This window comes from Geosporobacter subterraneus DSM 17957, assembly GCF_900142145.1.
GTDB classification, from domain to species: domain Bacteria; phylum Bacillota; class Clostridia; order Peptostreptococcales; family Thermotaleaceae; genus Geosporobacter; species Geosporobacter subterraneus.
The window spans coordinates 22,041-29,214 of the sequence record NZ_FQZV01000048.1 but is presented as its reverse complement, the minus strand read 5'-3'; the positions used below and the strand labels follow the sequence as shown (position 1 = coordinate 29,214).

The window sequence follows — 7,174 nt, the reverse complement described above, 5'->3', positions numbered from 1 at the left end:
CCTTGAGCGGGCTTTGATCTGAAAAAAGTTGATAATACAAGCAAATAAAGCTTTTTTTGAATCTCAGATTATGATATAATAACACTATGGCAAATACAGTTCAAATCAAGGAATTACAACTAAATCGTGAGTCAAAAAACTTAAAAAATGAGATTGAAAAGCTTCAACATGAGCTGGAAATAGCAAATGCCAAAATTAAATGGTATGAGGAGCAGCTTAAGCTAAATGCAGTGAAGAAATATGGCAAATCCAGTGACCGTGTAGATGAAGGGAGATCTCATTTTTTAATGAAGCGGAAATTACTGCAAGGTCAGAAATAGAAGAACCTACAATTGAGAAGATCACATACGAAAGAAAGGTAAGCACTTCAAAAGATGACGTAGTGCAAATCGGATGCCAATAAGGTAAAATTTCCTAAAACATAGTTTAGAAGGTACTTTATGAATCCGACATCACTCGAACTTTGGAGAAAGAGATTCGATGACCAAAAAGCCAGTGGTTTGAATGTCAGCGAATGGTGTGAAAAAAATAATTTTACCAAATATGCTTATTATTATTGGAAAAAACGTGTTGAGATTGCAAATCAAGATGAAACGGAAACAAATAAAACCGTGGTATTTGCAGAAATTAATCCTTCTCCTGAACCGGTGAACAATACTTCAGCACAGTTACAGATAATCTGGCACGACTTGAAAATCTCCATTACAAGTGCAGATAGGGCAAAACTTGCAGCGGAATTTATCAGCCATCTGCAGAAACTATGTTAGATCTATTTGCAGAAGATGCTGCACATATTTACATTGCGTGTGGAACGACAGATTTCCGCAAACAGATTGATGGATTGGCAGCGATTGTAAACCTGCAATTTAACCTTGATCCATTCTCGGATAGATGTGCTTTCATCTTTTGCAACAAAAGAAAAACAGTCATTAAAGTTTTGAGATATGACAAGAATGGTTTTGTTCTGGACAGCAAGAAGCTGCTCGAAGGAATGAAATTTCAGTGGCCAAAGTCTCCGTCTGAAGAAAAAGAGATTACCTTCCAACAACTTGAGTGGCTTCTTCAGGGACTTTCAATGGAACAGAAAAAGGCACATCATCCTGTTGAAATGCATGCTAAAAAAAACTGTTTTTAGCTTTGTGAATATGACGAAAAAAAGCCGGTAAATACGCATAAAATCAACATTTTTCAGCCTCTAAATGTCGTTTGAAAGGTAGAAAAAAAACAGCAAAAAATGGTATACTTGATACATAAAAGCTACTGCAAGAAGAGCTTGGCTTTTTGCTGATACTCCCAAGGGAGCAACTGCTAATGCGGTTCTCTATACATTAGTAGAATCTGCCAAAGCAAATGATCTGCATATATATGAGTATCTAAAATACATCCTTAGAGCAATGCCTGATACAGATTTTAATAATCATCCGGAACTTCTGGACAAGTACCTGCCCTGGTCAAAGGAACTGCCAGAAGAATGTAGGATGAATCATAAACATAAAAAGTGCTTCAGAAAATGATATCATTAGCTTACTACAATAGTTGTAAAATAGCTAGACGTCATCTTTTGAAGCACTTACATGTATTCATAAGAAAACTTAAGCTTGTGTCCAATAATAGGGGGGCAGCCCGCAACTGTCAAAGACTCGGGCTTTTTCATTGCTTAGGAACAGGTAAAAGTGATATACTGTAAGTAGTAAAGATCGTATAATTAGGTTTGCTATTTGCGATAGAGCAAGGTTAATATGTAAGAAAACAGCAAGGAAAGAAGGGAGATATATGCAAACAGATATTAGATGGAAACAGCGATTTGCTAACTTTAAAAAGGCAGTCACACAGCTAACAGAATTTATCGAAAAAGGAGAACTAAATAAATTTGAAGTCCAAGGATTAATACAATGCTTTGAATATACCTTTGAATTAGCGTGGAAAACAATGAAGGATTATTTAGAACAGGAAGGATTTGAGGTAAAGAGCCCTAGGGCGACAATACAAATAGCTTTTCAAATCCAGTTGGTTACTGATGGTCACGGTTGGATTGACGCATTAGAAAAAAGGAATCTCATGGCACATACATATGATGAAGAAAAAGCCCATGAAGCAGAAACCCTTATAAGAAAAAAATATTATAGACTTATTCATGAACTATGTTTTGAGTTGGAGAAGATACTATGAATTTCGGATTAAGTGAATCAGATATAGCCTATATAATAGGTGTTATAAGAAGTGTGGAGGAGATAGATAAGGCTGTAATATTTGGATCGAGGGCTAAGGGAAACTATAAGCCAGGGTCGGATATTGATATAGCTATTTATGGAGAAAAGATAACCTTCGATACCTTAGCGACGCTACATTCAATGCTAGAGGAACGGGGACCCTTACCATACTTCTTTGATGTTGTAAATTATTCACAGCTAAAGCATAGGGAGTTAAAGGAGCATATCGACAGAGTTGGGAAAATCATTTTTCAGAGAGAAAGTAGTAAAGGAGATCATTGAAGAAGCATCATAAATCTTGGGACGGATCTTGGATTAAATTTTCATATGAATAAAGTATAAAGCTGCTTCTGTAAATTTAGATATGGTTTATGAATTAAGAAAATATACCATTTTTCTTTGAATAAAGGGGTGGAGAGGTATGTTCAGCTGCACAAGGGTTTCACAAAATAGAGGAATATATGAAGAAACAGGTCCCCACGGGTAAACAATTAAATCTCGGGGCGGTTCTTGAAATGTATCTATCAAAGGAGTACAAAAATAGAGTAATCAGCTTTTTATTGAAAGCATTTGACCCAATGTTTATCTATCTTTTTGGTTCCTTTGCCAAGGGGGAAGGACGAGAGGATAGTGATATAGATATAGCTATTTATACAGACCAACTGCTCCCTCTATATATCCTTTTTACAGCTGCCAATAAGCTCTCCTTTGAAGTGAATACTATTTAGCGGAACAGTACAGGGGCCGCTCCCTAGGTTGCAGAATGAATAAACTTTCTCAATAACATACATAAGGAGCTTAAGGACAAGCCTTAACTCCTTATTCTTTTGTTCAGTATAGTTAATAACATCAGTGGAATTAGGCAGGTGAAAGAGATTGAAGAAGAGATGGATCATAATATGTACGGCCATATCTGTAATAGGATTGGCAGTTTATTTTCTGGCAAGTAAGGCAGCCATGATATCAGCTAACAGATTACTACAGGTATCGATGGGGGAGAAAGAAAATATGAGCCTTACGATATCGGTGATGAAAAAAGGTTATAAAATAGAAAAATTAAGTAATCAAGCGAGTGGGGGAGAATATCAATATGAAGTCTACAAGGGGAGAAATCAAGTTGGAAGATTGACTATTAAACACTTTCCAGTGACTTCTACTCTGGATTACTATTATTTTATAAGATATAATCCTATCATTGATGAGGATACACCTTTACAAATTAAAGTCAGTCTTAAATCAAAATCAACAGAAGTCACAGAGCGACACATCCTATATGCTTTCGATCAGTCCAAACAGCAGCCCATTTTGACTATACCGAATAGCACGTGGAGTGAACCAGCAAAGATTGTGTCTGGTTATGGACTACCGAAGCAAGCTATCTTCATAGACGGACAAGATTTTAGTATGCACTTAAACATGGTCAACGTCTATGAACATCTAGGTAACGGTGTTCGAAAGGAACGCTTTGACTTAACTACTCCCATCCAGTATCTTGCAGACAAAGGTAAACAGGAATTTTTGATCTCCTTTCCTCAAGTAGAAGGTGCAGAAATCGAGCAGTGGGGGATTATTGGTAAAGAAGGTATGGTTAATTGGGGAGATGAAGAGCAGGAGAAAATCCTTTTGGTGGCAAATCTAGATCGGGTACGGAAATGGACTCAAGGTGGCGTACAGTATGTGACTCCTGAAACATACCATCCCTATGATCCGAGAGCTTTCTGGGTAGTGCCAGCGCAGCATGTGGGCAATAAGTTGTTGCTGGAAGGAAACAATCGTTTTAGTACAAATTTTGCTTTGTTGTCCCTGCAAGCGGCCCTAGATACCCAGACCGAAGGAGGGTACTGGATATCCAGTCCTAGATCTGCCTGGCTCTATGGAGATTATGGGATTGATGCAGGTTTTTATGATACCCGATTTAACACCGATGCAGGCCTGTTTCTACTCTATGGATATAGAGAATTTGAAAATGAAGACTATCTGCAAGGGGCTATTAAGTATGGAGATTTCTTGATTGACTATGCCAAAACACATCACCATGAGACAAAAAATGGTGGTTATCTGGTATATGACTATACCCATGGAGACGATATGAATCGGGGGACGGAAACCTTAACTTCCTTAAATCACTTGATTACGGAAATGAACTTTCTATATGAATTGTATAAAGAGACAAATGACAATAGATATCTTGATACTGCTGCGAAAATGAGACAGGCTGTTAAGGACACTGCTCCTCACTGGAAAAAACCAGATGGTGATCTGTGGTATGCTTATTTGCCCGATGGGTCCTATGGTTTGCAGGATTATCCTTTGCTCACACTGAAGGATTTGAGATACAGCCAGCGTCTAATAAAAGAAGTTTCAGGGGAAGTGGATGAAGATTTTCAATATTTAATTGAGGTAAAGGAGAACTATTTGAGGGTAAAGGGGTTACCTTTATATGATTAATAAATAATACACGGAGATGGCATTTTGATAGTGGTCATCTCCGTGTATTATTTTTGTTTGTTATTTATACATAATCGGGAGCTAGATAAGGTTTTTCTAGCGTTATCTTTAGGTTTTTATGTTGCACTTTCATAGCATCCAGTGCATATTGCAACTGGGCTATAGATAGTTCAACCTGGTCTAATTCCATTCGAGTAATCAATCCTAAATCATATTGCTTTCGGAGAATTTCAAGATTCTGCTGAATCTGCTCCACTTGTGATTGAGTAACTGCATATTGTTTTTCCAACTGTTGAAGTTGGGTATACCTTAGAAGCAAACTTTTTCTAAGTTTTTCTTTCATATTTGCCAAGTCACTTTTTGATTTTGAAAGGTCTAATTCCTTTGCCTTATATGGCTCTTGTCCAGCATTATAGGTATATAAATTAAGTGCATTTTCATAGTTTTTTATAGTTTGTTCTTGAATCCATAGATAGGGATCGCTGCTTAGCGTTCTAGTAATATGAGTATCTATATCAAAATCTAATACAGAGATCATGGATGCATCTTTTTTCTCGACCGTATATCTCTCTGTTTCTTTAAGTCCAAGTAGATTATTTAGTTTGATATAGGAGCTATCAAGCTTTTTGCTTAAAACCTCTTTCTCTTTTAACATTTGTTCATAGGATTTCTGATCATTAGAGTATTTATGTTTGCTCTCCATGCCTGTTTCCACTTTTAGTTTAGTGATATCAAGCTTATTTTTTAGATCTTTTAAATTTAGGTCTTTTAGTTTTATTTGTTTTTCTAAATCTATGATCTCATCAAACATACTTTCAAGCTCAAATTCTATTGTCTCTTTAGCTAAATCAATTCGCTTGTTAGAAACCCTCAAATTTGCATCCTGAGCCAGCAAGGCTTGTAAGCCCTGTAGCCGCTGCAGGTCTTCATAACCATTACCAGGTCCAGATGGGATAGAATACATATATGAATCAGCTATATTATCTCTTACAATTTCAGCTCGTTCCATAGTGAGTTTGGCACTTTTCAATCGATAATCCTGCTTTAGAACCATAGCCAAAGCCTCATCGAAGGTTAGGGTCTTTTCTGTTGCATTATTTTGTTTACTATCCGCAACAGCTATAGAAGTTGATACTGTGACAGCTTTTGTTTGGGGATTCCAGTCTACCTGAGCCCCTAGGGATTCGCTGACAAAACGCAGGGGTACCAGTGTACGGCCATTCACAAGTCTAGGCTTTACATCCATAAGTATCGTGTCATTGTTCTTCTTAGCAAAGAAGGATCCAATTTTTACTTGGATTTTTTTGCTTTCTTTTTTTGCAGAGACAGTTTGCATTTCCTGATCCCACTGCATATCCGCGCCTAGAGCCTCGAATACATAGCGCATTGGAACCATAACTCTCCCATTTTCAATGATTGGATTTACGTCAAAATCTTGTTTTACGTCATTGATAGTGACGGTTATTCCTTGTCCTACTGCTGTTCCAGTGGCTGCATTTACTGGTAAAGCTGGGACTGTAAGCAGCAGTGCTGTTACAAGAGCACAAGCAGTTCTTTTCATAGATTTTCAACTCCCTGTTGTTGTTTTTTAATATAGCTTTCAAAAGGCAAATAGATGCCAGTTGTACAGCTTGGATAGGCTGTATTTACATATTTTCATTATACTACAAAAAGATACTTAATAAAATCAATTCGCTGAAGTATTGGTGGGGCTATGAATGTCACAGATTTACCTTAAAGAATTCATTTAGCTAGATATCTTTCTTAGACAATTTAGTATATACCTTGAATTGAACATAAGATATTTCGGACCGACGAGGGCGCCGGTCCCTACAGATAAAAACATTTTTGATATGGGACTGACCATATATTCATCAGCAAAAGGAACTGCTACAAATAGTAGTACGATATTTATCATGCTATTGTCTGCAAAAATTATGTATTTATTTTCAGATACATCAAAAATCCTCAGTATAGAAGAACTCTGCCATAATAAGACTGACTGGTCAGTCACTTTTATTGTATTTCTTCACCAAGAAAATGTCAACCAATCCAGAGAAATATTTTTATCCAGAAATTTCATATAGTGAAATCAGTAACACACAATTGCAGGAATGCAAAATATTTATGCAAGAAGAAGGAATTTTCAAAACAATGTATAATACTTATCTATTCATTCAAAAAGAAAGAAGGCGTCCCGATGGACAATATCATCAACAAAATCATCAGCCTTGATCAGCGGGCATGGGAGATTAAAAACAGTACGGATCAAAAGCTAAAGGAAAATGAGCAGGCCATCAAGGAAGTGCTGTCCAAAATGGAAAAAGAAGCTCTCCATCAGGCAAAAGAAACAGGCAGGGAGAGGTACGAGCAGCTCATTAAGATCGGACAGGAGCAGGAAAAGCAAATCTCTGAAGACACTACTGAAATATGCAGGAAGCTGGATGAACGATTTGCACGGATTCATGCAGCGCTGGTGGAAGATATATTCTCTCAGATCATGGATTTGGAGTAGG

At 37.1% G+C, this 7,174-nt stretch carries 10 protein-coding genes; 9 read left to right on the top strand and 1 reads right to left on the bottom strand.

Going from position 1 to position 7,174, the window contains the following annotated elements; translation table 11 throughout:
• Window positions 1–86: 86 nt before the first annotated feature.
• The 8 genes from BUB56_RS15115 (at window position 87) to BUB56_RS15080 (ending at window position 4,658) form a co-directional block, all read left to right on the top strand.
• Window positions 87–320, top strand: coding sequence for a hypothetical protein (locus BUB56_RS15115; protein WP_110942140.1), 234 nt, complete (start codon window positions 87–89; stop codon window positions 318–320).
• A 120-nt stretch (window positions 321–440) separates the two neighbouring features.
• The gene (gene tnpA / locus BUB56_RS15110) at window positions 441–767 is read left to right on the top strand and encodes an IS66 family insertion sequence element accessory protein TnpA (RefSeq protein ID WP_110942139.1); all 327 of its coding nucleotides are present in this window, start codon (window positions 441–443) and stop codon (window positions 765–767) included.
• The gene (gene tnpB / locus BUB56_RS15105) at window positions 761–1,135 is read left to right on the top strand and encodes an IS66 family insertion sequence element accessory protein TnpB (protein ID WP_110942138.1); all 375 of its coding nucleotides are present in this window, start codon (window positions 761–763) and stop codon (window positions 1,133–1,135) included. Before tnpA ends, tnpB begins: the two co-directional genes overlap by 7 nt.
• Before the next feature lie 115 nt (window positions 1,136–1,250).
• The gene (locus BUB56_RS20500) at window positions 1,251–1,514 is read left to right on the top strand and encodes a transposase domain-containing protein (RefSeq protein WP_278319503.1); all 264 of its coding nucleotides are present in this window, start codon (window positions 1,251–1,253) and stop codon (window positions 1,512–1,514) included.
• 259 nt (window positions 1,515–1,773) lie between these two features.
• Window positions 1,774–2,169: a nucleotidyltransferase substrate binding protein gene (locus tag BUB56_RS15095; protein WP_110942137.1), complete on the top strand. Its 396-nt coding sequence runs from the start codon at window positions 1,774–1,776 to the stop codon at window positions 2,167–2,169.
• On the top strand, window positions 2,166–2,492 hold the full coding sequence (locus BUB56_RS15090; protein WP_110942136.1) for a nucleotidyltransferase domain-containing protein: 327 nt from the start codon (window positions 2,166–2,168) through the stop codon (window positions 2,490–2,492). The genes BUB56_RS15095 and BUB56_RS15090 overlap by 4 nt, the downstream gene beginning before the upstream one ends.
• A gap of 179 nt (window positions 2,493–2,671) precedes the next feature.
• A complete protein-coding gene (locus BUB56_RS15085) occupies window positions 2,672–2,938 on the top strand; it encodes a nucleotidyltransferase domain-containing protein (protein WP_110942135.1) in 267 nt (88 codons plus the stop codon).
• Window positions 2,939–3,086: 148 nt separating this feature from the next.
• Window positions 3,087–4,658, top strand: coding sequence for a glycoside hydrolase family protein (locus tag BUB56_RS15080; protein WP_110942134.1), 1,572 nt, complete (start codon window positions 3,087–3,089; stop codon window positions 4,656–4,658).
• Between the two features lie 64 nt (window positions 4,659–4,722).
• Here BUB56_RS15080 and BUB56_RS15075 read toward each other — a convergent pair whose 3' ends face one another.
• Window positions 4,723–6,219: a stalk domain-containing protein gene (locus BUB56_RS15075; protein ID WP_110942133.1), complete on the bottom strand. Its 1,497-nt coding sequence runs from the start codon at window positions 6,217–6,219 to the stop codon at window positions 4,723–4,725.
• A gap of 639 nt (window positions 6,220–6,858) precedes the next feature.
• On the opposite strand from BUB56_RS15075, the gene BUB56_RS15070 reads away from it, so the two are divergent.
• A complete protein-coding gene (locus BUB56_RS15070; protein ID WP_110942132.1) occupies window positions 6,859–7,173 on the top strand; it encodes a hypothetical protein in 315 nt (104 codons plus the stop codon).
• The last annotated feature ends 1 nt before the right edge of the window (window position 7,174 follow it).